This window comes from Rhizobium sp. SRDI943 (assembly GCF_057653695.1).
Window position 1 is genome coordinate 3,644,106 of record NZ_CM172787.1, and the last position, 24,165, is coordinate 3,668,270.

The window sequence follows — 24,165 nt, forward strand, 5'->3', positions numbered from 1 at the left end:
TAGAGCGGGAACGATGCGGTGCCCGCTCGCAGGTCATCCCGCAACTACCGCTTGTTGAGATCATGCTTGCAGAAGTTTCCGCTCTTCTCGCCCCGCTCGCCGCCGCCATCGGTTACTCCACTTATAAGGCGCGGCAATTTGAACACGCCTATCCGAATATCGGCGAACTGACCGATATCGGCGGCTACCGCATGAATGCGGTCCACGTCCCGCCGCCAGAAAATTCGGATCTGCCGGCTCTGGTCTTCATTCACGGCGCCAGCGGCAATCTGCTCGACCAGGTCGTGGCCTTCCGCGCCGCACTCGAAGGCCGGGCGGAAATGCTGTTCGTCGATCGCCCCGGTCATGGCTATTCCGAACGCGGCGGTCCTGAGAACGCCGTCCCCTCCGGCCAGGCAGATGCAATCGCCAGACTGATGGAGAAGCGCGGCATCGAAAAGGCGATCATCGTCGGCCATTCCTTCGGCGGCGCGATCACCGCCGCCTTCGGCCTGCGCCATCCTGACAAAACCGCCGGCCTGCTCTTCCTCGCGCCCGCCACTCATCCATGGCCAGGCGGCATCGACTGGTACTATCACCTGGCAACCGTGCCGATCGTCGGCTGGCTCTTCAACCACGCAATCGTCGTGCCGCTTGGGCTCAGCCGGCTGGAGCGGGGCACGCTGAATGTATTCCGCCCCAATCCGCGCCCGGCCGACTACATCGAAAAAACCGGTCCGTCGCTGGTACTGCGTCCCAGCGCGTTCCAGAACAATGCCGACGATTTCAAACGACTGCTTGCCTATGTGAAGGAGCAGTCGCTGCTCTATTCGCAGATCACCGCTCCGACCGTCATCATAACAGGCGACAGCGACGAGATCGTCTGGGAACACCTGCACTCGCGCGGCCTGGCCCGCGATATATCAGGCTCCGAACTCATCACCGTTCGCGGCGTCGGCCACAAGCCGGATTACCTCGCAACCGATGTCGCCATCGCCGCCATGGAGAAGATATCAGGCAAGCCGCGCGACCTGCAGGCGATCGCCCGCAGGGCCGAAGAGAGGCTTGCCGCGGCCTCACGCGATCGGACGGCCGCAGCCGTACCATCGTTGGGGCCGACAGGACCCCACGTCTTTTCAGAGGCGCCGAGGACGCCGTAGCACTTTGATGCTGCATAATTTTGTCAGCATCGTCCGAAACCTGCCTCAGGCGCCGAGACTGACGCCACCATCGCAGGTGATGACATGGCCACTCATAAATCCGTTTCCGATCAGGAAGGCAATCGCCTCCGCGATATCCTCCGGCCTGCCGACACGGCCGACCGGCGTGCGGCCGGCGAAATCCGCAAAGACGCTGTCGCGCTGCTCGGGCGGCAGGAAATTCCACCACGGCGTATCGACGACCCCGGGGGAAACGCCGTTGACGCGCAGCGGCTTCAATTCGGCGGCAAGCACCGGCACCATCGCCTCGATGCCGGCATTGACGGCCGCAAGTCCAGCCGTGCCAGGCATCGCAGCTTGCGCGCTGACCGCCGAAACGAAGGTGATGCTGCCGCCCGGCTGCAGCAGCGGCAGTGCCGCCTGGGCTGCCGCGGCATGCGGGATGAGCTTGGTCTGAAACCCGGCAAGCAGATCCGCCATGTCGAGCGTCACGAAGGGTCCGGCACCGTGACCGCTGCCCATCGCCAGCACGAGATGACCGAATGCGCCGATCTGGGAAAAAGCCTCCCCGAGACCGGAGAGCTCCGCCGCATCGAGCACGAGGCTGCGCAGCTCGCCCGCGAGCGATGCCGTCGCCGCGGCAAGCTTTTCGCCGTCGCGGCCCGCAATGGTAACGGTATACCCCTGTTTCAACAGTAATTTCGCCGTGGCAAGGCCGATGCCGGAAGAACCGCCGATGACGACCACATGCTGCAAAGACATGATGCTGCTCCTTGAATTGATCGAGCCGCGGGCGTTTCAATCACCCGCGGCACCGGCATCATGCGCGGCCTGGAAACGGCAAACAGTTCCAGTTTTATCCTGGTATTGATACTGATATGATCGCTCCCATGGACCAGAGACCCGATACATTCGATGCCCGCCGCCGTGAATTCGCAGCCTTTCTGCGTTCCCGTCGCGAGCGGCTGACGCCCTCCGAAGTTGGCCTGCCGGAGGGGTTTCGCCGACGCACGCCGGGTCTCCGCCGCGAGGAGCTCGCCATGCTCGCCGGCGTCGGCACCACCTGGTACACCTGGCTGGAACAGGGCCGCGACATCCGACCCTCCATTCAGGTGCTCAACGCCCTTGCCGATGCGCTGCGCCTCGACGAGGCCGAGCGCCGGCATCTCTTCATCCTCAACAATCGGCAAGTGCCTCAGGCAATCTCGTCCGCACCCGAATGTGTTGACGAGCCGCTGCAGCGCATGCTCGCCAACCTGACACACCAGCCGGCCTATGTGCTCGGCCGCCGGTGGGACGTGCTCGCCTGGAACCGTGCCGCCGAGGTGCTGTTCGGCGGTTACGACACGCTCGACCGCGACGAGCGCAATACCATGCATCGCCTCTTTGCCGACCCCGCGCATCGCAAGCTGCTCGTCGACTGGGAAGCAGTTGCCCGCGTCTCGCTGGCGATGTTTCGCGCCGACAGTGCGCGTTATGCCGGCGATCCGGATTTCGATCGGCTGATCACGCTGCTGAAACAGGCAAGCCCTGAATTTCGTGATTGGTGGCAGCGCCATGAGGTCGTCAGTCCGCTATCCGGCATCAAGCGCATCAACCATCCCGTCAAGGGCCGCATGTCCTTCGAACATACCGGCCTAACACTGACCAGCCGGCCGGAAATGAAACTCATCGTCTATACGCCGCTCGATGACGACGACACCAACCGGAAACTCGCCGAGCTCCTCACATAAAAGCCAACCCCTTGCATTGCCTCGGGCTGCCGCAGTCCCATATGTTTTTCCATCATTGTCCATAGGAGGGGAAATCATGGGCCGCCTGCATATCGGGACGATCTCCGTCATATCAGCTTTGTCGCTGAGCCTGACCTCGGCTTTCGCCGCCTCGCCTGCGCCCGTCGAAGCCGAGCACGGCATGGTCGTCACCGCCCAGCATCTGGCGACCGATGTCGGCGTCGACGTGCTGAAAAGCGGCGGTAACGCCGTCGATGCGGCGGTCGCCGTCGGTTATGCGCTGGCGGTGGTCTATCCCTCGGCCGGCAATCTCGGCGGTGGCGGCTTCATGACCATCCGCCTGAAGGACGGCACGAAGACCTTCCTCGATTTTCGCGAACGCGCGCCGCTTGCCGCAACGAAGACTATGTATCTCGATGCCAAGGGCGATATCGTGCCGCGCGCCAGCCTCGACGGCTATCTTGCCGTTGGCGTGCCGGGCTCCGTCATGGGCTTCGAGACCGCGCGCGAGAAATACGGCAGCAAGTCGCGCGAAGAACTGATCGCGCCGGCACTTCGCTTCGCCAAGGAAGGTTTCACGCTGGAACAGGGCGACGCCGCAAGTTTCGCCGGCAACGCCAAGCGCCTCGCCAAGGATGAGGCGGCGGCGAAGATCTTCCTGAAACCTGATGGTAAACCCTATGCATCCGGCGAAAAACTCCAGCAGCCGGACCTTGCCGCAGTCCTGGCAGGCATTTCCGAAAAAGGCCCCGACGCCTTCTACAAGGCCGCCCCCGCCGAGGCGATCGTCAAAGCGAGCCAGGCCAAGGGCGGCATCCTCGCCAAGGAGGATTTCGAGCAATATGCCGTGCGCGAATTGAAGCCGATCGAGTGCAATTACCGCGGCTACGACATCATTTCCTCGCCACCGCCGTCTTCCGGCGGCGTCATCATCTGCGAGATCCTCAACGTTCTCGAAGGTTATCCGCTCTCCTATCTCGGCTATAACTCGGCCGAAACCGTGCACATCATGGTCGAGGCGATGCGCTACGCCTATGTCGACCGCAATGCAGCGCTCGGCGATCCTGATTTCGTCGAGAACCCGGTCGAGAAACTGCTCGACAAGAAATATGCCTCGGAAATTGCCGCCAAGATCGATCCCTACAGGGCCGGCGCCTCGGCGAACCTGAAACCGCTCGGCGGCAAGGAAAGCACCGAGACGACGCATTATTCGATCATCGACGACGAGGGCAATGCGGTCGCCGTCACCTATACGCTGAACGGCTCCTTCGGCGCCGCGGTCGTCGCGCCCGGCACGGGTGTCCTACTCAACAACGAGATGGACGATTTCACCTCCAAGCCCGGTGTGCCGAACCTCTACGGATTGGTGCAGGGCGAAGCCAATGCCATCGCCCCGAAGAAGACGCCGCTTTCCTCGATGAGCCCGACGATCGTCACCCGGGACGGCAAACCATTCATGGTGATCGGCAGCCCCGGCGGCTCGCGCATCATCACCATCACATTGGAAGCGATCCTCAATGTCGTCGATTTCGGCATGGATATCAGTCAGGCGGTCAACGCCCCGCGTGTCCACCACCAATGGCAGCCCGACAAGGTCTTTCTCGAACCCTATGCACTCTCGCCCGATACCGAAAAGACGCTTGCCGCCATGGGCTACAGCTTCGATGGCGGCAATGACGCGCCGCAATGGGGCCAGGCCGCAGGCATCCTCGTCGGCGGCAAAAGCCTTGCGGCAATCGAAAAGGGCGGCGGCGCCCGCTACAATGGCGCCATGGATAGCCGCGCAGCGGAAGGGTCGGCAAGCGGCTACTGACGCTTCGAGATCGCCTGATCAAACAGTCGGTGGAAAGCGCAACACGGCTCTCAACAAGCGGCAGAGGCACCATTCATGTCACCGTGACAAAGTCGCCGTTCACAATTGACTTGCCTCGCCCTATGCATGGGCGAACCCGCAAGCAGAAAGATTCCCGAATGGCCAGCATTGAAATGATTGTCGCAGCCCGCGCCCGTCTGCGCGGTCATGCAAGGCGCACGCCGCTTCTCTCCTCCCCTTTCCTCGATGAGATCGCCGGCCGGCGTCTGTTCGTGAAAGCGGAATGCCTGCAGCATTCCGGCTCGTTCAAGTTTCGCGGCGGCTGGTCGGCCGTCTCCGGCCTCGATGCTGCGGTACGCTCGAAGGGCGTCATCGCCTTTTCCTCCGGCAACCACGCCCAGGGCGTTGCGCTTGCGGCCAAGCTGCACGGCGTGCCCTCCGTCATCATCATGCCGAGCGATGCGCCGAAGCTGAAGATCGCCAACACCCGCGCCTTCGGCGCTGAAGTGGTGCTCTACGACCGCGTCAACGAGGATCGCGACGAGATCGGCGCGAGACTTTCGGCCGAGCGCGGCCTGACGCTGATCAGGCCCTTCGACGAACCGCTCGTCATCGCCGGTCAGGGCACGACCGGTCTCGAAATCTCCGAGCAGGCTGGGGAGGAAGGCGTGACATCCGCCGAAGTCCTCGTTCCCTGCGGCGGCGGCGGATTGACCTCCGGCATTGCGCTGGCCCTTGAAGCCAGCTCCCCCGGCTTTCGCGTCCGTCCCTGCGAGCCCAGGGATTTCGACGACACGACCCGCTCGCTCGCCTCCGGCAAGATCGAACGCAACGCGGCGGTATCGGGCTCGATCTGCGATGCGATCGTCACGCCGCAGCCGGGCAACATCACCTTCCCGATCCTCAAGCGCCTCGCCGGCGCCGGCATCGTCGTCACCGACGAGGAGGCGCTGCGGGCCATGGCGCTTGCCTTCTCGCGATTGAAGATCGTCGTCGAGCCCGGCGGCGCCGTGGCACTCGCTGCCGCCCTCTTCCATGGCGATGCCCTGGAAAGCGACACGGCCGTCGTGGTCACCTCCGGCGGCAATGTCGATCCCGATATCTTCGCCATGGCTCTGGAACGTTTCGGCTGAACATCGTGCAAGTGAACGCCGTCGACCATCCGCAGCAGCAGCCGCGGATGGTTTCTATCTTTTTATAATTACGCGACCTTGTAGCGTTTCGCCGGCGCGGTGCGTGAGAGGTTCGGCATCAATGCCTGACGCGCCTGCTCGTAGGCGGCAAGCAGGCCTGCATCCTCAAGCGAGGGGATCGTTGCAAATTCGCCTTGCTCAAGACCTGCGAGCGACGCATCGACCATATTTTCTGCCGACATCACGATCTCATCCGGCAAATGTTCGACCGGCGTGCCGGCGATGTCCCAGAATTCCGTCGCGGTGGCGCCCGGCAGCACGGCCTGCACGCGAATGTTCTTCTCCGCCAGTTCGTGCTTCAGCGACTGGCTGAAGGCAAGCACGAAGGCTTTCGTACCGCCGTAAACGCCGTTCAGCAGCTCAGGCGCGATCGCGACGATGGACGCAATATTGATGATCGTGCCGCCGCCGCGTGTAGCGAAACCCGGCACGGCGGCATAGGTCAGCCGCGTCAGCGCCGTGACGTTGAGCTCGATCATCTCCTGCATCTTTTCGACATCGGCGGAAAGCAGCGGCGCCGTTCCACCGACACCGGCATTGTTGACCAGCAGCGTGATGCTCCGGTCTTCCTTCAACACCCCTTCGATGCGGGCAAGATCGGCCCGGTTGCCGAGATCGGCAACGACCATCTCGACCGTCCGGCCGGTCTCATCGGTCAGCCGGGTTGCCAGCGCCTGCAGCCGCTCGCCGCTGCGGGCAACGAGGATGAGATTGTAACCCTGCTTTGCCAGCCTGTGGGCATAGATTGCGCCGATGCCCGAGGATGCGCCGGTCACCAGCGCCGTACCCTTATGGTCCTGTGTCATGATCCGTCTCCTTGCATGCGCGCCAGCCCGATGCCTTGCGCTTAAGGAAAGTCTTACTCCCAATTGCGAATGTCTTGAATGTCATATATACCGCCTTTAAGGACATCGTCTTGCCAGGACGTGATGGTCATGCAGCAAATCGGCTTTCTTGTTTATCCCGGCTTCCAAATCATGAGCCTCGCGGCCGTCTCGGCCTTCGAGTTCGCCAATATCGAACTCGAGGAAAAGGTTTACGAGGTCCGCTATCTCTCCGAACACGGCGGGCCGATTACCAATTCGCTTGGCATGGTGATGGAGACGGAGGCCTTTGGGGACCCGGCCCTCGACACGCTGATCGTGACGGGAGCGCCCGGTATCAGGCTGCCGAATGCGGCGGAAACCGACTTCATCCGCACCGCCCTGCCCGCCACACGTCGCCTGGCGTCGATCTGCACCGGCGCCTTCTTTCTTGCCGAAGCCGGCATTCTCGACGGCCGCCGCGCGACGACGCATTGGTATGTCTCTCGCGAGCTGCAAAGCCGCTATCCCAAGATAAAGATGGAAGAGGACCGGATATTCATCATCGACGGTTCCATCTGGACCTCGGCAGGCATGACGGCCGGTCTCGACCTGACTTTGGCGATGGTCGAGAAGGATCACGGCTTCGAGGTAGCGCGCGCCGTTTCCCGCATGCTCGTCGTCTATCATCGCCGCTCCGGCGGCCAGTCGCAGTTTTCCGCCCTGCTGGAGCTGGAGCCCAAATCAGACCGGATTCAGAAGGCGCTCGCCCACGCCCGCAGCAATCTGAAATCGACGCTTTCGGTCGAGGAGCTGGCGGAAACTGCCCATCTCAGCCCCCGCCAGTTCAGCCGCGCCTTCCGCGCAGAAACCGGACAATCGCCGGCGAAGGCCGTCGAGAACCTGAGGCTGGAAGCGGCCCGGCTGATGATGGAGCAGGGCCGCCACCCGATAGATGTCGTTGCTCGCGAAACCGGCTTTGCCGATCGCGAGCGCATGCGCCGCGCCTTCCTTCGCGCTTTCGGTCAGCCGCCGCAGGCAATTCGGCGCGCCGCCCTGCAGGAACAGCAGATGTGATGCACCCGGCCTGCTGCATAATTCCTTAAATCGGAATCGATTTAGGGATAAAATTATGCAGCAATTCAAAGTGCTACAGCGTCCTTTGCGCGTCTGAAAAGACGCGCAGCGCTTTAGGCGGCAGGATGCATCCTGTTCTCGTTACCGCTCCTGAAGCGCCCGGCGTATTGCCGTCTCGACCGCTGAATAGGCACCGTCCTCCCGTTCGAGCCGAATGGGTTCGGAAGGTGCAAGGCCGGGCTGCGCCATGAAACGCGGCTGCTTGCCGCGATGCATCTGCGCTGCATGGATGAGAAACGGATGGCATAGATAGACGGTACCCGCCCGCCCTGTCGCCAAGGCCAGCGGCCGGTCTTCCCCGACGTGCTCCAACCTAAGATAGGCCATTCCCGACTCGCCCGCTGGCTCAAGAAGGCGGGCAATATCCTTGTGCGAACCGACGCGGATTCGGGTCGGCGCATCCTCTTCCCCGACATCCGAGAACAGGAAGAGCATCAGCAACGCCCGCCCGCGCGAGGTGATGTTCACCCGCCAGGCGGAAAAGTCCCGCTGCTCATCCGGATTGGAATCCTCGCCGACAAAGCTCAGATCGACATGCCAACCGGCATCGCCCGGATCATCGGGATGGGGAAAGCGGACCGGGAAACTGCCAAGCCCGCTGCGCGGCTCCCAGCGACCCTTGCCGACGAGCTGGTCGAAGGCCGAATGCAGCACCGGCGTGTTGACGGCTTTCTCGAATGGTCCGCCGCCATAACCGGCAAGCCGCACGACGGGCTGCGTCCACGTCCCTGGATCATCCGCAGCGAAGGGAATGTCGCGCCACATGATGGCACGAGCTTCCTTGGCCAATGCGCGGGGAAAAGCGTCGTCGATTCTGGTGAAGCCGTCCTCGATGAATTGCTCGATCTGCACAGCACTCAGTGCCGGCGGGTAAACATCTGATGTCATGACATATCTCTCTATCGCCAAACCTGCCGGTTCTGTCCTTGGCCAGATGCAGGGTGGTTACAGTCCACGGCAACGCACCAGCCACGAAGGCTGGTCAGCGGCCGCATCTTCTGATGCCCGAAGGCAGAGCCTCAATGGCTCAAGAAGAAGACCGAAGCGATATTGAGGGTGAACGTCTTCATAGCGGCCCAAAGCTACAGCCACGCGTCCGACGGGTCAATGCTGGGATGTCAGGCCACCACCCCCGCGCAACGCGCCATGCACCGACTGCAGCACGAGTTCGGCAAGCCGGGCCGCAGCCGGCTGCGGTTCGGCTTCCGCCCGATGCAGGACCAAGCCGAGCTTCGGCAAATCCGGCAAGCCGATCGCCCCCGGCGCCAGCGGCCGGACCTTCGCCGGCAGGCCGATCGGCGTGCGGATGGTGAGACCGAGGCCTGCCGCCGTCGCGGCCCAGAGACCGCCGAGACTGGGACTCACGAAGGCGAGCCGCCAGGAGATTCCCGCCTCATCCAGCGCCTTGGTCGCTGCACTGCGCAGCAGGCATGGCGCCTCCAGCGAGGCAAGCGGCATCGGCTCGCCGCTTGCGGCTTGCCAGGCCGGCGCCCCCTCGGCAGGTCCGATCCAGCGCATCGACACTTCGCCGATCCGCTCGCAATGCGCCGTCAGCGTGCCGTCACTCCAGGCAAGCGCGAGATCGAGCTTGCCCGATGTGACGCGCTCGAGCAGCTCGGCATTACGCACCACCCGCGCTTCGATCCGGACCTTCGGGTGGGCACGCGCAAAGCGGCCGAGCACATCAGGCAGCAGGGTCTCGCCGAAATCCTCCTGCAGGCCGAGCCGCACCCAGCCTTCCAGCTCGACGCTGTTAACGGCGGCAGCCGCCTCGTCGTTGAGCTCTAGCAGCCGCCTGGCATAGCCCAGCATCGTCTCGCCGGCATCGGTCAGCGCCAGCCCGCGACCCGCCTTGCGGAAGATCGCCGTGCCCGCCTGTTCCTCCAGCTTCTTCAGCTGCGCACTTACTGCCGAGGTCGAACGCCCGAGCCGCTCGGCCGCCTTGGCGAAATTGCCAAGCTCCATGCCGACCGAAAAGGTCCGAAGCACGTCGAGATCGAAGATCGTTCGTCTCATCACATAGTCCCATTTTTCAGGATCATTAATCCATAAAATTCTGCTTTTCAGCATTATCGTGCCGTGCGATGGTTCTGCTGTCAAGGCCGACCGACGGCCTGAACCATGGAGATTCCGATGCCCTTAGTTCGCATTTCCCTTCGTAAAGGCAAGTCGCCGGACTACCTCATGGCACTGGCCGACAACATCCAGCGCGCCCTGGTCGAGACCTTCGACGTGCCCGAAAACGACCGCTTCCAGGCCATCCACCAGCATGACGAGCGCGAGTTGATCTTCGATCGCAGCTATCTTGCCGGCCCGCGCTCGGACGACTTCGTCTACATCTCGATCACGATCGGCAGGCCTCGCACCGGCGAGATGAAGGCAGCGCTCTATCGGCGGCTCGCCGATCTCCTGGCGCAATCGCCGGGCCTCCGGCCTGAGGATGTGATGATCGTCATCAGCACCAGCGCACCGGAAGACTGGTCCTTCGGCAACGGCATTGCCCAGATGACCGACCCAGACTGGCGGCTTCGTGTGGCTGGAGGCCGACAATGATCGCTTTGAACCTGAGGACCATGACTGTTAGACGCCCTGGCAGGGCGGTCCGTTCGCCAGAGGGTGTCGCAACCTCGCCTTTCTGGATCGAGATGCTGCTCGAAGGCAGCGCCGATGGTGAGAACACCGCAATGCGCGCCACGCTCGATCCCGGCACTATCACCCGCTGGCACACACATCCCAAAGGCCAGCTGCTCTATGTGCTTTCGGGCCATGGGTTGGCGCAGAACGAGGGCGGCCTGATCGAAGCATTGCGTGCCGGCGATGCCGTCTGGTTTGCGCCCGGCGAGCGCCACTGGCATGGCGCGGCTGATGACAGCCCCTTCAGCTATATCAGTATCCAGCCGACGGAAAATGGCAGCGTCGTCGAATGGCTGCAACCGGTGGAGGCACAGCCATGATCGCCATGCAGTACAGCTTCACCCTGCCCGCCGATTACGACATGTCGATCATCGACCGCCGCATCCGCGACAAGGGGCCGATGCTCGACGGCTTCCCCGATCTCGGCTTCAAAGCCTATCTCAGCGCCCGCAAGGGGGAGTTCGGCAACCGCGACAATCTCTATGCGCCCTTCTATCTCTGGCAGAGGCCGGAAGGAGCAAGCGACTTCCTCTGCGGCCCAGGTTTCGAGGCTCTCACCAGCGCCTTCGGCTGGCCACAGGTGAGGACCTGGATCGTCTGGCAGGCAGAAATCTCGCCTGATATCGCCTCAGCCAAGTTCGCCACACGCGATGTCCTGCAGACAGAGCCTTATGCGCCGCTCGCCGACATCCGCCAGGCCGAAAGCGCGCAGGCTGGAGCCGACGTTGCGACGGGCAGGGCACTCGCCTCCGTCTCCGGCTTCGAACCGACGACCTGGACGCGGGTACGCTTCAGACTGTGGCGAGAAATTCCCGAGATCGGCGAGCAGACGCAGGCCTATCGCGTCGGCCATCTATCCCTGGCTCGACCCTGACCTCAAGCGGTTGCCCGGCGATAGAATGCCAGCGAGCCGGCAAGCGCCAGCAGCGCGCCACCGCAGGCCCGCTCCAGCCACATGGCGCTGGAGGTTTTGAGGAAACGCACGGCCTGCGAACCGAAGAAGGCGTAGCCGAACATGATGAGGAAATCGAGCGCGGCAAAGACCAGCGCGAGCAACGTGTATTGCGTTGCCTGCGGCAGGGTCGGGTCGATGAACTGCGGCAGGAAGGCCGAGAAGAACAGGTAGCCCTTCGGATTGGTCGCCGCGACCATGAAGCTCTTCAGCCCGATCGAGAAGGGCGAAGTCGCGCCCGCAGGCGCTCCGGACTTCAACGCCGCATCGATCGCGCCCTTCGAACGCAGCAGCATGATGCCGAGAAAAGCGAGATAGGCGGCGCCCGCCCATTTCAGCATCGAGAACCAGAATTCCGATGCAGCGAGCAGCGCACCGAGCCCGATCGCGACGGCGCCGATCAGCACGAAATCGGACAGCACCGCGCCGATCATGCCGGCAACTGCCCGGCGCAGGCCATGCCGAGAACCGTTGGTCAGCGCCAACAGCACCGTTGGCCCGGGCGTCGCGATGCCGACAAAAGAAACGGCTGCAAAAGCCAGAAGCGTGACGATATCCATGATGCTCCTCCGAACCCGGAGCATGTCCAGCTCCAGGGAGCGAAACTTGCATGCGTCGCCAAGCTTGGCAATGCCAGTCCGTCAACGAAAAAGCCCGCCGCCTCTTCAGGCAGCGGGCGTTCGAAGGCATGCGATTGGATCAGACGCCGCTCTGGCCGTCGGAGCCGATATAGGCGATGCGGATCATGTTGGTGGCGCCGGGCGTGCCGAGCGGCACACCGGCCGAGATGATGATGCGATCGCCCGGCTTGCCGAAGCCTTCGTCCGCGACGATGCGGCAGGCGCGGTTGACCATGTCGTCGAGATCGGTCGCGTCATGGGTGACGACGCAATGCAGGCCCCAGACGACGGCAAGACGGCGCGCCGTCTTGATGATCGGCGACAGCGCCAGGATCGGCACCTGCGGACGCTCGCGCGAGGCACGAAGACCTGTCGTGCCCGACGAGGTGTAACAGACGATCGCCGACAGCTTCAGCGTTTCGGCGATCTGACGGGCGGCCAGCGAGATCGCATCGGCGCCGGTCGCTTCCGGCTGGGCACGCTGGGCATAGATGATGCCGGGATAATGCGGCTCGCGCTCGATGGCGGTGGCAATCGACGCCATCGTCGTGACGGCTTCGACGGGATAGTCGCCCGAGGCCGATTCGGCCGAGAGCATGACGGCATCCGCACCTTCAAAAACGGCGGTCGCGACGTCGGAAACTTCGGCGCGTGTCGGCACCGGCGCTGAAATCATCGATTCCAGCATCTGCGTGGCAACGACCACCGGCTTGCCCGAACGGCGGCAGGCACGGATCAGCTGCTTCTGGATGCCAGGAACCGATTCGAGCGGCATTTCGACGCCGAGATCGCCGCGGGCGACCATCAATGCGTCTGACAGTTCGATGATTTCCTCGATGCGCTCGAGAGCCTGCGGCTTTTCGATCTTCGACATCAGGCCGACGCGGCCGCGGGCGATCTTGCGCACTTCGGCAAGGTCGTCGGGACGCTGGACGAAGGAAAGCGCCACCCAGTCGACATCGTCGGTGGCAAGCACTGCGTCGAGATCGGCGCGGTCCTTGTCCGTCAGCGCGCCGACGCCGAGCAGCGTGTCGGGAAGGCTGACGCCCTTGCGGTCGGAGATGCGCGTGCCCGAAATAACAGTCGTGACGATGCTCTTGCCGTCGCATTTTTCTGCGCGCAGGGCGAGCTTGCCGTCATCGATCAGTAGACGGTGGCCGGGCTGTACCGACTCCAGGATCTCGGGGTGCGGCAGATAGACGCGGTTCTGGTCGCCGAGGGCTTCGTTGTTGTCGAGCGTGAAGGTCTGGCCGGGCTTCAGATCCACCTTGCCGTCGACGAACTTGCCGACACGCAGTTTCGGTCCTTGCAGGTCGGCGAGAATGCCGATCGGCCGGCCGGAGCGCGCCTCGACCGAGCGGATGCGCTGGATGAGCATACGCATCATGTCGTGGCTCGCATGGCTCATGTTGATGCGGAAGACATCGGCACCCGCCTGGTGCAGCTTCTCGATCATCGATTCCTCGGAGGAGGCTGGCCCGAGGGTGGCGAGGATTTTAACTTTGCGATTACGCTTCATCAATTCTGGCTTTCTTGCGTCCCTGGGGTGTCGGAGAGTTGAACCATCCAGCTACCCTGGCGGCCCGTATCATATTCCTTGAATCCCATCTTCTGGTAACCGCGGGCATAACAATCCTGCACACCCGAGATCTTGAATTCATTTTCCGCCACGCACATCTGCACGTCACCCGTCCATCGTCCTCCCCGGGCGGCGTCCTCTGCGTAGAGGTAATAATAACGCGACTGCAATTCTCCCTCGATCAGCGTGGCGCAGGTCGTTGCCGGCACCTGCCACCAGCCCTCCGTCACCCAGCCATCCTTGGCCCGGTATCCGATCGCGACGCCGACGAGATTTTGTGTTCCATTGCAGACGCGAAAATCGGCGCGTGCGGCATCTGCGATGAAAAACGGCATGGCGGCTGCAAGAGCGAACAGAGCGAGACGGACCAGCGGTCCGGACCGCGTGAGGAAACTTGGCGCGGCTTGGATCAACACGGCTCCCAAATAGCTCCACGGTTATTCGTATCCGTGTCTTCTTGCGCCGCCGTCAAGCGAAAGTCAACGCAATGCTAATCGATTATATTTCCTTTCATAACCACCGTCGAGGGTCCGACTCAACCTCTCCCCACCCTGCCGCGCTTGAACCTGCCGCAGGTGCATGCGATCACTGCGCCCGACGGCGCAATGACAAACGGCAATTCCCTGATGGACGACTTCCAATCCTTCGAAATCCTATCCGGCAAACATGACAAAGGCATGGTGATCCTCGCAGATCACGCGATGAACCGCCTTCCAGCGCGATATGGCAGGCTCGGACTGCCCGACGCAGCTTTCGCCCGCCACATCGCCTATGACATCGGCATCGAGGGCCTGACGCGGCAGCTCTCGGCGAAACTCGGCGTTCCAGCCGTGCTCGGCGGCTTTTCGCGCCTGCTGATCGATCCGAACCGCGGCGAAGACGATCCGACGCTGATCATGAAGATCTCCGACGGCGCCGTCATATCGGGCAATCATCCGATCACGCCGCAGGAATGGGACTACCGCATCGAAACCTTCCATCGCCCCTATCACGACGCTGTGGCCGCAACGATCGACAGCGTGGCGAATGCCACCGGCAGAGCGCCGCTGGTGCTGTCGCTGCATTCCTTCACGCCGGCCTGGAAAGGCATTCCCCGTCCCTGGCACGCCGCCGTGCTCTGGGACAGCGACCATCGCGCCGTCGGCCCGCTGCTCGACATGCTGCGCGCCGACCCCGATCTCGCCGTCGGCGACAACGAACCCTATGACGGCGCGCTGAAGGGCGATACCATGTACCGCCATTGCATGATCACAGGCATTCCGCATGCGCTGCTCGAAGTGCGCCAAGACCTGATCGGAGACGAGACCGGCATATCCGCATGGGCCGAACGCCTGGCACCGATCTTTGCGGCGATGAATGCCGATCCCGCCTTGCACGGATACGATGTTCATCTGTCGCGCGCCGGCCCTTATTGAACGAATGGCCTCATTTAACGAAAGGAAGCGAGATGACCGCGCTCAGCAAGGAACAACAGACCGAATTCGAAGCTGCCGCCTTCCGCCGCCTCGTCGCACATCTTCGCGAACGCAGCGACGTTCAGAACATCGACCTGATGAATCTGGCCGGCTTCTGCCGCAACTGCCTGTCGAACTGGTATCGCGAAGCCGCGGAGGCCGAAGGTGTCCCGGTTACCAGGGACGAATCGCGCGAAATGGTCTATGGCATGCCCTATGAGGATTGGAAGAATCTTCACCAGAACGAGGCCTCGCCTGTGCAAAAGGCTGCTTTTGAACTGAACAACCCACACAAATAGCTTGGCTGGCCGCGAACAGGCTTGACCGTGACGCCGCTTCGCGGCAGTCACTGGCATCCAAAATTGATCACCAAAAAACCAGGAGAACACGATGTCTGATGCTCATGGCGTCGCCCGCGATCAGCTTCGCGCTTTCATCGAGCGCATTGAACGGCTGGAAGAAGAAAAGAAGACCATCGCCGACGACATCAAGGACGTCTATGGCGAAGCCAAGGGAATGGGCTTCGATACCAAGATCCTGAAGAAGGTCGTGGCGCTGCGCAAGAAGGACGAGCAGGAACGCATGGAAGAGGAAGCAATCCTCGACACCTACCTGCTCGCGCTCGGCATGATCGAGTCGCCGCCGGAAGGCTGATCCTTCCGGCATTACCGATGTCGACAAGCCGCCGGCCTCCCGGCGGCTTTTCTTTTGCGGTGAAAACAACTGCCTAAACAGCCAGCTTGCCGGATCGAAATAAAAAAGAAAAACCGCCGGATCGCTCCCTCCGGCGGTTTTCGACATTTCCTCGATTGGCAGGTTCAGTTCGTGTTGAACTTGCGCACTTCCATGAAGTTCACAGCCGTGCCGCTGAAGCGGGCCGGGTCGACCGAAGCGGTCTTGATGTTGAAGCCCTCGGCATAGACGGCGGTCGGCTGGGCGCGCATCGTCTGGCTGACGAACCGCGGCGCCTTGACCAGCTTGGAGGCCATTTCGAGGCGCGCATTGGTGAGCGCCCACTGCGAGATCATCTTTTCCGTCAGCTTCGGCTCGGTGCGCACCGTCGTGCGGCTGGCATCCGCTGCCGCGGCTTCCTTATGCGTCGGGCGACCACCCTTGGCGGGAAGCCCCTGCGCCACGGCGCTTTCGACAGCCGGTTCGTCGAAGCCGTCGCCAAAGCTTGCCGATTTGGTCATCGGCGCCAATGCCGCGAGTTCGAGCGGCGGCTTTGTTGCGGCAGGCGCCTTTTGCGTCATCGCGGCGTTGATCGCCTGCTCGACCGTCTGCGGCGGAGCCTTCGACGCGATCTGGCTTTCCCCCTCGTTCCGCTGCTGGTCGAGCGCATCGGCAACGGCAGGAGACAGCGCGTCCTGATCGGCTTCGTCGGCCTCTGCTTCCGGATCGGCATCGGCCGCGGCAAGAAGGTTCTCGGCAACGGAAGGGCGTTCGATCGGCGTCGGAACCGGCAGCGCATTCGCACCCGTCAGCACGGGATCGGTCGCTGCAACCTCGGCGTCGCCAGGCGCGCGGCGCTGGCCGAGAAGCGAGGGAACCGGAATGCTGTAGGCGCTGAGATCGGCGAACTGCTGCGGCTGGGCCTGATCGGCCGGAAGGGCCGCCGCAAGAGCCTGCTGTGCGGCATTACCCGAAGGCGGCGCGACGAGTGCACTCGCCACTTCGCTGGCCGCCGGCTGGTTGCTGAATGCGGGGCGAACCTGCGGCACCGGCGCGTTCAGATCGGCGACTTCGGTCTGTTGCGGCTCGGCGGGAGCAGGCTCGGCCTTCGGCGGCGTCGCCTTGGCGACGGCAACAGGGGTGGAATCATCCGACTCGTCTTCTTGCTCGTCCGCTCCGCCGCCAAAGAGCGCGGCAAACAACGTCTTGTGCTTTGGCGCCGATTCGGAAGCGCTGGCGATCTGGATCTGCGTGCCGCTGGCGCGGCGCTTATAGTCGGCCATCGCCTGCTGGTAGCCCGGTAGCGGCTTGCCATCGGCCGGAATATGGATGGTATTACCGTTCGGGAAGAGCCGGACAAGCTCGTCGCGGCTCATGCGCGGCCAGGCGCGAACGCCACCGACATCCATATGCACGAAGGGCGAGCCCGATTTCGGATAGAAGCCGACGCCGCCGACCTGCATCTTCATGCCGATGCCGCGCAACGTCGCCAGCTTGACGTCGGGAATGAAGAAGTCCATCGCCTTGCCAAGCATATGCTGGCTCTTTTCGGCGACGCCGGAATTGCGCGAGCGGCCGCGCAGCAGCTCGTTGGTTCCTGGCGAACGGAAACCGCAGACAACGTTGATGTAGTCCCTCGAACCGCTCTGGCGATAGACTTCCCAGATCAGGTCGAACAGGCGCGGGTCCATCTTCGTCGGCTGGTTCTTGCGCCAGTCGCGCAGGAAGCGGTTCAGCTGCTCTAGACCCTTGGGGTCGAACTTGCCGTTACGCTTATAGGTGATGACGGCTTTTTCGCCGGTATGAATGAAATAGAGCTTGAGGCTGCGGGTGTCGCCCGCTGCCTGCGAAGGCGTACCAACGAATACCGGTGAGGAAACCGCGAGCGCAAGAAGGGCGGCCGCTACCGTCCTTATTGCCTTTCCGCAAATGTCGGCGCACAACAAACGCCAGCTCAAGCGCGAAGGCTTGGAATTCCCATTCAGATTCGGCAACTCGATCCCCGTCAGACAGACAATGTCCCGTACTGTCTCAGATGACTGTCAAATGCGGTCACACGATGGCAAAAATGCCACACATGATCAACCTTTTCTTTACATAGTGAACGCGCCACTAACAAGTGGTTTATGACTAGTAACAAAACGTGGTTGCCTTAACCTTAATGAAAAGCGCTTAAGCCGCATCTTTCTGGGGATTGTCAGGGTCTATGCCGTAGTCCTTGAGCTTGCGATAAAGTGTGGATCGGCCGATACCGAGCTTGCGCGCTACTTGACTCATCTGCCCGCGATAGAATTTGAGTGCGAATCGGATGAGTTCCTCCTCGACATCGGCAAGTTTGCGCACGTCTCCGGCAGGATTGACGCTGGCAATCGCGTTTTCCGAGGCCTCGGACAGGCGGTGGTGGTGTACCTCCCCCGACATCGACGCCCTGAAGTCCTCGCCATAGCCGTTGTCGGGATCGAGGCCGGTATTGTCGGCAACGAGGGCCAGGTGATCCACCACGTCATATTCCGGAAGCTGGGCGGCGATCTGCGGGAAATCAGCCTCGGTCAGCTCCGGCCCTTCGGCCAGGACGACTGCGCGGAAGATCGCGTTTTCGAGCTGGCGGATATTGCCCGGCCAGTCATAGGCCGTCAGCAAAGCCAGCGTGCCGGCATTCACCGTCATGCGGCGGCCGTTCTTCTGCTCGCTGGAGAAGCGGTCGGCAAAGACGCGCACCAGATGCGGAATATCTTCCTTGCGTTTGCGCAACGCCGGAATGGTGATCGGGAAGACGTTGAGGCGATAGTAGAGATCCTCGCGGAAATGGCCGTTCTTGACCTCCTCGATCAGATCCTTGTTGGTCGCCGAGATCAGCCGGACATTGACCTTGTGCGCGGTGCGCGCACCGACGGTCTCAATCTCGCCCTGCTGGACGGCGCGCAAGAGTTTCACCTGCACTTCGAGCGGCAGGTCGCCGATCTCGTCAAGGAAGATGGTGCCGCCGTCGGCTTCCATGAATTTGCCGATGTGGCGCTCGGTCGCGCCGGTAAACGCGCCCTTCTCGTGACCGAAGAGAATGCTCTCGACCAGATTATGCGGGATCGCCCCGCAATTGACGGTGACGAAGGGCTTGTTCGAGCGGTCGCCGCCGGATTGGATGGCGCGCGCCACCAGCTCCTTGCCGACGCCGGATTCGCCTTCGAGCACGACGGGAATGTTGGACTGAGCCGCCCGCTGGGCGAGATCGATGACGCGGAGCATCGCCGGGCTTGCCGAGACGATATCGTCGAAGCCAACCGAACCTGAGCGCGACCGGCGTCCGGCGCGCGCCTTGACTTCGCGCTGGTCGAGCTTCATCGCGTTCGAGATCGAAGTGGCGATGCGTTCGGGCGAGACCGGCTTGACGACGAAATCGAAGGCGCCGGCGCGCATGGCCTGCACCACCGTTTCGATGCCGCCCTGCCCCGTCTGCACGATGACAGGGATCTGCGTGCCGAATTCGTGAAGCGCATCGAGGAATTCGAGGCCGGTCATCTCCGGCATCATCAGGTCGAGCACGATGACGTTGAAAAGGCCGCTGTCGCGTTTGACCATTTCCAGGCCGATACGGCCATTTTCCGCCTGGTGCACGACATGGCCGTGACGCTCGATTGCGTTCTTGAGCAGGCGGCGCTGCACGGGGTCGTCCTCGACCACGAGGATTTGCCCTGCTCCCTTGAGCTCATTGTAACCGGTCATTGTCGCCTCACTTCATGCGAAACCATAAAGCGCACTCTGACAGCAAGGCTTGAACATCCAGTTTTGAGAAATAATTGCATTTTAACGATTGCAACGGGTCGATTTCGTGCCGAAGCGAGGCCTTTCATGCGCCGAAAGCCCCTTGATGCCGGGCCTTAGCGCGCTTAGACAAGCAGTCTGTTATGAATGTGGAGAGGAATGCGCCCATGAAAATCAAGCTCCCGCACGCCGGCCTTCTTCTATCGGCAGCAGCGCCAGCTGGGGCCGCCGATCCGGCGCTCGGCGTTCTGCCGGTCTGGAAGCTGCAGGATCTTTATCCCTCCGCCACCTCCACCGCCTTCGTCGCCGACATGGAAAAAGCCGGCAAGGCCGCGATCGCCTTTGAAGAAAAGTGGAAGGGCACACTCACGGAGGCGACGGCGAAGACCGGCGCCGAGGGCATCGGCGCGGCCCTGAAGGAATATGAGGCGCTGGACGACATCATCGGCCGCCTCGGCTCCTTTGCCGGCCTCACTTATTTCTCCGATACCACCAACCCGACAAACGGCAAGCTCTACGGCGACGTACAGGCCAAGATCACCGAATTTTCCGGTCATCTCCTGTTCTTCGCGCTGGAACTCAACCGCATCGACGACGCGGTGATCGACGCCTGCATGGCGAATGATCCCGCCGCCGGACATTATCGCCCTTGGCTGCTCGACCTCAGGAAGGACAAGCCCTACCAGCTCGACGATAGGCTGGAACAGCTCTTCCTTGAGAAGTCGATGACATCAGCCGCAGCCTTCAACCGCCTCTTCGACGAAACCATGGCGGAACTTCGCTACGAGATCGATGGCGAGAAAGTGCCGCTCGAAGTGGCGCTGAACAAGCTGCAGGAAAAGGATCCGGAAGTGCGCCGCAAGGCAGCCATGGCGCTCGCCGAAACCTTCAAGGCGAATATCCGCACCTTTACGCTGATCACCAACACGCTTGCCAAGGATAAGGAGATCGCCGACCGCTGGCGCGGCTTCGAGGACATCGCCGACAGCCGACACCTGGCAAACCGCGTCGAGCGCGAGGTCGTCGATGCGCTGGCCGCAGCCGTCCGCGAAGCCTATCCCCGCCTTTCGCATCGCTATTACAAGATGAAGGCGAAATGGCTTGGCATGGAGCAGATGAATTTCTGGGACCGCAACGCGCCGCTTCCAGAAACCTCCAGCGCCATCATCTCGTGGCCGGAGGCGAAGGACACCGTGCTATCGGCCTATGGCAATTTTTCCCCCGAGATGGCTGATATCGCCAGGCGGTTCTTCGACGAACAGTGGATCGATGCTCCGGTTCGTGCCGGCAAGGCGCCCGGCGCCTTCGCGCATCCGACGGTTCCCTCGGCCCATCCCTATGTGCTCGTCAATTATATGGGCAAGCCGCGCGATGTAATGACGCTTGCCCATGAACTCGGGCACGGCGTGCATCAGGTTCTCGCCGGCGCGCAGGGAGCGCTGATGTGCCAGACGCCGCTGACGCTTGCCGAAACCGCTTCCGTCTTCGGCGAGATGCTGACCTTCCGCGCGCTTCTGCAAAAGACCACCGATACGCGCGAGCGCAAGGCGATGCTCGCCCAGAAGGTCGAGGATATGATCAACACGGTCGTGCGCCAGATCGCCTTCTACGAATTCGAGCGCAAGCTCCACACCGCTCGTAAAGCTGGCGAACTCACAGCTGACGACATCGGCGAACTCTGGCTCTCCGTCCAGTCGGAAAGCCTCGGGCCGGCGATCAGCATTTCTGAAGGGTACGAGACCTATTGGGCCTATATCCCCCATTTCATCCACTCGCCCTTCTATGTCTACGCCTATGCCTTTGGCGATTGCCTGGTAAATTCGCTCTATGCCGTCTACCAGAAAGCCGAGAAGGGCTTTCAGGAGAAGTATTTCGAACTGCTGAGGGCCGGCGGCACCAAGCACCACTCCGAACTGCTGAAACCGTTCGGCCTCGACGCCACCGATCCGTCGTTCTGGAGCCAGGGCCTGTCGATGATCGAAGGGCTGATCGACGAGTTGGAAGCGTTAGATAGAGCGGCCTGATCAGCCCTGTCCCCACGCCAAACCTCTTCCCGCAAACGGGAAGAGGCGCCGGCAGGCGGACGAGGGATCGCGCTCCAAGAAAAGACGCCGCCGATGGCCGAAACCCGACCCACTATTCTCTTCCGCGACGACGTGACCGGACAGGTGATGCTCTTTGCCGAACCGGCGGAGATCATCGTTGCCAGGACGCGCGCCGAGTTCTTTGCAGGCCTTGCCCGGATGGAGCAGGCCAAGGCCGCAGGCAAATGGCTTGCCGGCTACATGGCCTATGAGGCCGGATACCTCTTCGAGGAAAAACTCGCCTCCTTCGCCGGGGAGCATCGCGAGACCCCGCTCATCTGTTTCGGCGTGTTCGACGCTCCGCAGGCCGATACGCATCCGCTTGCCCAGCCAAAACAGCGCCTCGAAAACGAGGAATTCCTCACCGCTCCGAAAGCTGCCTGGGATTTCCCTATATATAAAGAGCGCTTCGACCGTCTCCACCAGCACCTGCGGCTCGGCGACGCCTATCAGGCAAACCTCACCATGCCGATCGAGGCCCGCTGGAGCGGCGATTCCCGTGCCGCCTTCTGGTCGCTGATCGAACGCCAGCCGGTCAAATACGGCGCGCTGGTCGATCTCGGCGGCCCGATCATCCTTTCGCGGTCGCCCGAACTTTTCTTCCGCACCGATGAAGAGGGCTGGATCGAGACCCATCCGATGAAGGGCACGGCAAAACGCGGCGCTACCGCCGCCGAGGATGCCGAAATCATCGAGGCCATGCGCCGCGATATCAAGACGCAGGCGGAAAACCGCATGATCGTCGATCTCCTGCGCAACGATATCTCCCGCATTACCGAGGTCGGCACGCTCGACGTCCCGAAGCTCTTCGACATCGAGACCTATCCGACCGTCCACCAGATGGTCAGCCATGTCCAGGCAAGGCTCCGCCCCGATCTTTCGATCCGCGACATCTTCTCCGCGCTCTTTCCCTGCGGTTCGATCACCGGCGCGCCGAAGATGCGGGCAATGGAAATCCTCCATGCGCTCGAGGATGTCCCGCGCGACGCCTATTGCGGCGCGATCGGCATGATCTCGCCCACCGGCGCCATGCGTTTTTCCGTCGCCATCCGCACCATCACGCTTTTTCAGGGCGGCAGGGCCGTCTTCAATGTCGGCGGCGGCATCGTCTTCGATTCGACCGCCGAGGCCGAATATGAGGAATGCCTGCTCAAGGCCCGCTTCGCTGTCGGCGACCAATGGATTGCGCGATGATCGATTTTTCGCTGATCGAGACGCTGCGCTGGCAGCCCGGCGAGGGCTTCATCCGGCTGCGGCTGCATCTCGCCCGGCTTTCCCGCTCCGCCCGTCGCCTTGGCTTCCCGCAGCCGATCGAGGCGGCGGCCAAGCTCGACGAAGCCGTTGCGGGTGCTGCCGGTCCGCTACGCATCCGCCTGACCTTCGACGCGCAAGGCCAGATCGAGGTGACGAGCGCCGCTTTCGCGCCCCTGGCGCCCGATGCCATCTGGACCGTCCGTGTCGCTGAGACCCGTCTCGATTCTGCTGATAGGTTGCTGCGTGTCAAAACCACGCGCCGCGCCATCTACGAGACCGCACGCGCCGAATACACGCCAGCCGAGGCCGATGAAGTTATCCTTTTGAACGAGCGCGGCGAAGTCTGTGAAGGCGCCATCACCTCGATCTTCCTGGACGACGGAACCGGCATCCTGCGCACCCCGCCGATCTCCTGCGGCCTACTCGCCGGCGTGCTGCGCACCGAGTTCATCTGCCGGCGCCAAGCCCGCGTCGGCCGTATCACGCTTGCCGATCTCGATGCCGGCACGCTTTATATCGGCAATTCGCTGCGCGGCCTGATCCGCGCAAACCTCGTCAGGAGCTGACCATGTTCATTCTCTCGCTCACCTATGTGAAATCCAACGATGAAGCCGACAGGCACATGGAACCGCACATGGCCTGGGTGAAGGAGGGTTATGCCAAGGGCTGGTTCCTCGCTTCCGGCCGCAAGGTGCCGCGCACCGGCGGCGTGATCCTCGCAATCGGCGATCGCGCTGCGATCGAGACCTATGTCGCCGCCGATCCCTTCACCATCCACGGCGTCGCCGAATACGACATCACCGAGCTTGCCGTAACGACCGCGGTCGAAGGGCTGGAAACCCTGAAGCGCTGAATTGACAGGAGCCGATCATGAATGATCTCGCCGCCCATCTGAAAGAGCTCGAGGAAAAACTCTTCGAGCCATCGGTTCGCGCCTCGCGGGAGATGCTGACTACGCTGCTCTCGCGCGATTTCCGTGAAATCGGCAGTTCCGGACGGCTCTATACCTTCGACGTCATTGTGCCCAGTCTTTTGGCCGAGCAACGGACGGGAACGTCCCGCGGCGAGCATTTCGAAACCCAAAGACTTGCGGAGCACATCGCGCTCGTCACCTACCGCGCCATTTACACAGACACCGACGGAAGCAAAAGGCGGACGCTGCGCAGTTCCATCTGGCGGCTGGAAGAGGAGGGGCACTGGCGCATGCTCTTCCACCAGGGCACCGTCATTGGTTAAGCCAATCCATGCGGGCTGCCGATCCCAGGGCAGCCTCGCCGGCCCTATCGCCGCTCGATATTTGGCCTTTCCCCGTCAATGCTCTTTATTGTGACGTCGTTTT

Annotated in this window: 25 protein-coding genes; 16 read left to right on the top strand and 9 right to left on the bottom strand. The window is 62.3% G+C overall.

Translation table 11 applies throughout. The features are described 5' to 3' along the window. The first annotated feature begins 62 nt into the window (after positions 1–62). Positions 63–1,139, top strand: a complete 1,077-nt coding sequence (locus AC245Y_RS18530) for an alpha/beta fold hydrolase (protein WP_012758915.1) — start codon at positions 63–65, stop codon at positions 1,137–1,139. 45 nt (positions 1,140–1,184) lie between these two features. Here AC245Y_RS18530 and AC245Y_RS18535 read toward each other — a convergent pair whose 3' ends face one another. Beyond that, positions 1,185–1,901: an SDR family oxidoreductase gene (locus AC245Y_RS18535; protein ID WP_017995133.1), complete on the bottom strand. Its 717-nt coding sequence runs from the start codon at positions 1,899–1,901 to the stop codon at positions 1,185–1,187. 116 nt (positions 1,902–2,017) lie between these two features. On the opposite strand from AC245Y_RS18535, the gene AC245Y_RS18540 reads away from it, so the two are divergent. The 3 genes from AC245Y_RS18540 to AC245Y_RS18550 all read left to right on the top strand — a co-directional run bounded on the left by AC245Y_RS18540 (position 2,018) and on the right by AC245Y_RS18550 (position 5,818). Next, positions 2,018–2,872 carry a helix-turn-helix transcriptional regulator gene (locus AC245Y_RS18540; RefSeq protein ID WP_017995134.1) on the top strand — a complete coding sequence of 285 codons (855 nt, stop codon included), beginning with the start codon at positions 2,018–2,020 and terminating at the stop codon, positions 2,870–2,872. Between the two features lie 76 nt (positions 2,873–2,948). Further along, positions 2,949–4,685 (top strand): gamma-glutamyltransferase, encoded by a 1,737-nt coding sequence (ggt, locus tag AC245Y_RS18545; protein ID WP_017995135.1) that lies wholly within the window; start codon positions 2,949–2,951, stop codon positions 4,683–4,685. 158 nt (positions 4,686–4,843) lie between these two features. After that, on the top strand, positions 4,844–5,818 hold the full coding sequence (locus tag AC245Y_RS18550; RefSeq protein ID WP_017995136.1) for a threonine ammonia-lyase: 975 nt from the start codon (positions 4,844–4,846) through the stop codon (positions 5,816–5,818). 68 nt (positions 5,819–5,886) lie between these two features. On the opposite strand, the gene AC245Y_RS18555 is transcribed toward AC245Y_RS18550, so the two are convergent. After that, on the bottom strand, positions 5,887–6,684 hold the full coding sequence (locus tag AC245Y_RS18555; RefSeq protein WP_017995137.1) for an SDR family NAD(P)-dependent oxidoreductase: 798 nt from the start codon (positions 6,682–6,684) through the stop codon (positions 5,887–5,889). A gap of 129 nt (positions 6,685–6,813) precedes the next feature. Here AC245Y_RS18555 and AC245Y_RS18560 point away from each other — a divergent pair, with 129 nt between their 5' ends. After that, entirely contained in the window at positions 6,814–7,758 is a 945-nt protein-coding gene (locus tag AC245Y_RS18560) for a GlxA family transcriptional regulator (protein WP_026157466.1), read from the top strand. 141 nt (positions 7,759–7,899) lie between these two features. On the opposite strand, the gene AC245Y_RS18565 is transcribed toward AC245Y_RS18560, so the two are convergent. Continuing rightward, positions 7,900–8,706, bottom strand: coding sequence for a phytanoyl-CoA dioxygenase family protein (locus AC245Y_RS18565; protein WP_017995139.1), 807 nt, complete (start codon positions 8,704–8,706; stop codon positions 7,900–7,902). A 216-nt stretch (positions 8,707–8,922) separates the two neighbouring features. Next, entirely contained in the window at positions 8,923–9,834 is a 912-nt protein-coding gene (locus tag AC245Y_RS18570) for a LysR substrate-binding domain-containing protein (protein ID WP_017995140.1), read from the bottom strand. A 117-nt stretch (positions 9,835–9,951) separates the two neighbouring features. Between AC245Y_RS18570 and AC245Y_RS18575 the strand changes: the two genes are divergently transcribed. From AC245Y_RS18575 to AC245Y_RS18585, 3 genes are read left to right on the top strand one after another with little or no spacing between them, the layout of a single operon-like run. Then, positions 9,952–10,371, top strand: coding sequence for a tautomerase family protein (locus AC245Y_RS18575; protein WP_017995141.1), 420 nt, complete (start codon positions 9,952–9,954; stop codon positions 10,369–10,371). After that, positions 10,368–10,772 carry a cupin domain-containing protein gene (locus AC245Y_RS18580; protein WP_017995142.1) on the top strand — a complete coding sequence of 135 codons (405 nt, stop codon included), beginning with the start codon at positions 10,368–10,370 and terminating at the stop codon, positions 10,770–10,772. Before AC245Y_RS18575 ends, AC245Y_RS18580 begins: the two co-directional genes overlap by 4 nt. Then, positions 10,769–11,326, top strand: a complete 558-nt coding sequence (locus AC245Y_RS18585; protein ID WP_017995143.1) for a DUF4865 family protein — start codon at positions 10,769–10,771, stop codon at positions 11,324–11,326. Before AC245Y_RS18580 ends, AC245Y_RS18585 begins: the two co-directional genes overlap by 4 nt. Positions 11,327–11,328: 2 nt before the next feature. Here the strand turns inward: AC245Y_RS18585 and AC245Y_RS18590 are convergent, their stop codons facing one another. The 3 genes from AC245Y_RS18590 to AC245Y_RS18600 all read right to left on the bottom strand — a co-directional run bounded on the left by AC245Y_RS18590 (position 11,329) and on the right by AC245Y_RS18600 (position 14,028). Continuing rightward, entirely contained in the window at positions 11,329–11,964 is a 636-nt protein-coding gene (locus AC245Y_RS18590) for a LysE family translocator (protein ID WP_017995144.1), read from the bottom strand. 139 nt (positions 11,965–12,103) lie between these two features. Continuing rightward, positions 12,104–13,543: a pyruvate kinase gene (gene pyk, locus AC245Y_RS18595; protein WP_003542849.1), complete on the bottom strand. Its 1,440-nt coding sequence runs from the start codon at positions 13,541–13,543 to the stop codon at positions 12,104–12,106. Continuing rightward, entirely contained in the window at positions 13,543–14,028 is a 486-nt protein-coding gene (locus tag AC245Y_RS18600; RefSeq protein ID WP_011653476.1) for a DUF1036 domain-containing protein, read from the bottom strand. The genes pyk and AC245Y_RS18600 overlap by 1 nt, the downstream gene beginning before the upstream one ends. A 201-nt stretch (positions 14,029–14,229) precedes the next feature. Here AC245Y_RS18600 and AC245Y_RS18605 point away from each other — a divergent pair, with 201 nt between their 5' ends. The 3 genes from AC245Y_RS18605 (at position 14,230) to AC245Y_RS18615 (ending at position 15,711) form a co-directional block, all read left to right on the top strand. Beyond that, positions 14,230–15,018, top strand: coding sequence for an N-formylglutamate amidohydrolase (locus tag AC245Y_RS18605; protein ID WP_026157467.1), 789 nt, complete (start codon positions 14,230–14,232; stop codon positions 15,016–15,018). 32 nt (positions 15,019–15,050) lie between these two features. Next, positions 15,051–15,356, top strand: coding sequence for a DUF1244 domain-containing protein (locus AC245Y_RS18610; protein WP_003582233.1), 306 nt, complete (start codon positions 15,051–15,053; stop codon positions 15,354–15,356). Between the two features lie 91 nt (positions 15,357–15,447). Beyond that, positions 15,448–15,711: a DUF2312 domain-containing protein gene (locus tag AC245Y_RS18615; protein ID WP_003542853.1), complete on the top strand. Its 264-nt coding sequence runs from the start codon at positions 15,448–15,450 to the stop codon at positions 15,709–15,711. 164 nt (positions 15,712–15,875) lie between these two features. On the opposite strand, the gene AC245Y_RS18620 is transcribed toward AC245Y_RS18615, so the two are convergent. Together AC245Y_RS18620 and AC245Y_RS18625 are read right to left on the bottom strand one after the other, a co-directional pair. Further along, entirely contained in the window at positions 15,876–17,723 is a 1,848-nt protein-coding gene (locus AC245Y_RS18620; RefSeq protein ID WP_017995146.1) for a peptidoglycan L,D-endopeptidase MepK, read from the bottom strand. 178 nt (positions 17,724–17,901) lie between these two features. Further along, on the bottom strand, positions 17,902–19,449 hold the full coding sequence (locus AC245Y_RS18625) for a sigma-54-dependent transcriptional regulator (RefSeq protein ID WP_012758931.1): 1,548 nt from the start codon (positions 19,447–19,449) through the stop codon (positions 17,902–17,904). A 206-nt stretch (positions 19,450–19,655) separates the two neighbouring features. Between AC245Y_RS18625 and AC245Y_RS18630 the strand changes: the two genes are divergently transcribed. The 5 genes from AC245Y_RS18630 to AC245Y_RS18650 all read left to right on the top strand — a co-directional run bounded on the left by AC245Y_RS18630 (position 19,656) and on the right by AC245Y_RS18650 (position 24,062). Further along, on the top strand, positions 19,656–21,512 hold the full coding sequence (locus AC245Y_RS18630; protein WP_017995147.1) for a M3 family oligoendopeptidase: 1,857 nt from the start codon (positions 19,656–19,658) through the stop codon (positions 21,510–21,512). Between the two features lie 93 nt (positions 21,513–21,605). Then, positions 21,606–22,766, top strand: coding sequence for an aminodeoxychorismate synthase component I (locus AC245Y_RS18635; RefSeq protein WP_017995148.1), 1,161 nt, complete (start codon positions 21,606–21,608; stop codon positions 22,764–22,766). Next, positions 22,763–23,392 carry an aminotransferase class IV family protein gene (locus tag AC245Y_RS18640; protein WP_026157468.1) on the top strand — a complete coding sequence of 210 codons (630 nt, stop codon included), beginning with the start codon at positions 22,763–22,765 and terminating at the stop codon, positions 23,390–23,392. The genes AC245Y_RS18635 and AC245Y_RS18640 overlap by 4 nt, the downstream gene beginning before the upstream one ends. Before the next feature lie 2 nt (positions 23,393–23,394). After that, positions 23,395–23,679 carry a YciI family protein gene (locus AC245Y_RS18645; RefSeq protein ID WP_017995150.1) on the top strand — a complete coding sequence of 95 codons (285 nt, stop codon included), beginning with the start codon at positions 23,395–23,397 and terminating at the stop codon, positions 23,677–23,679. 17 nt (positions 23,680–23,696) lie between these two features. Next, positions 23,697–24,062: a nuclear transport factor 2 family protein gene (locus tag AC245Y_RS18650; protein WP_012758935.1), complete on the top strand. Its 366-nt coding sequence runs from the start codon at positions 23,697–23,699 to the stop codon at positions 24,060–24,062. Positions 24,063–24,165 lie beyond the last annotated feature (103 nt).